The 839-nt window shown below is 62.0% G+C and carries 1 protein-coding gene; it reads left to right on the top strand.

Annotated features, from left to right (window positions below; genetic code table 11):
• Positions 1 to 839 (top strand): alpha-amylase family glycosyl hydrolase (locus G5358_RS21440; protein ID WP_421324923.1); only part of this gene is annotated, 839 nt, incomplete at both ends.

Genomic DNA, 839 nt, shown 5'->3' with positions numbered 1-839 from the left:
CCGGCCTGGGTGCAGGATCAGGTGTTCTACCAGATCTTCCCCGACCGCTTCTGCAACGGCGACCCGTCGCTGAGCGTCAAGCATCACGAGTACGAATATCGCGGCAAAGCGGTCATCAGCAAGGCGTGGGGCGAACCGGTCAGTCGCCATGAAGAGGGCCACGGCGCCTGCGAGTTTTACGGTGGCGATCTGGCGGGGATCGATGCCAAGCTGCACTATCTGCAATCTCTCGGGGTGACGGCGCTCTACCTCAACCCCATCTTCGATTCGCCGAGCAACCACAAGTACGACACCCAGGACTACTTCAAGGTCGATGCCCATCTCGGCAGCAACGAACAGTTCGCCGAGCTGACCCGCAACCTGCACCAGCGCGGCATGAAGATCATTCTCGATGCGGTGGTCAACCACACCTCCACCGAACACCCCTGGTTCTGCCCGCCACTGGGCGCTCAGAGCAACCCGGACTCCCCGTGGCGCAGCTTCTACACCTTTGATAAAGAAGGGGATTACGTCAGCTGGAAGGGCATTCGCAGCCTGCCCAAGCTCGACTTCTCCTGCGAGAAGGTACAGGACGCCGTCTATCGGGCCGATGACGCCATCCTCCGTTACTGGATGCGCGCCCCCTACCAGATCGATGGCTGGCGCTTTGACGTCATCCACATGTTGGGCGAGCGCGGCACCGCCGAGGGCAACAGTGGTCACGTGCGCGCCATTCGCGGGGCAGTGAAGCAGGAGAACCCGGACGCCTATGTGCTCGGCGAACACTTCTTCGAGGCGAGCCAGTGGCTGCAAGGGGATCAGGAGGACGGCGCCATGAACTACTACGGCTTCGCCCACCC

This window comes from Aeromonas sp. 604176 (assembly GCF_049170755.1).
Classification (GTDB): domain Bacteria; phylum Pseudomonadota; class Gammaproteobacteria; order Enterobacterales; family Aeromonadaceae; genus Aeromonas; species Aeromonas veronii_A.
This window is presented reverse-complemented; position numbering and strand designations above follow the sequence as displayed.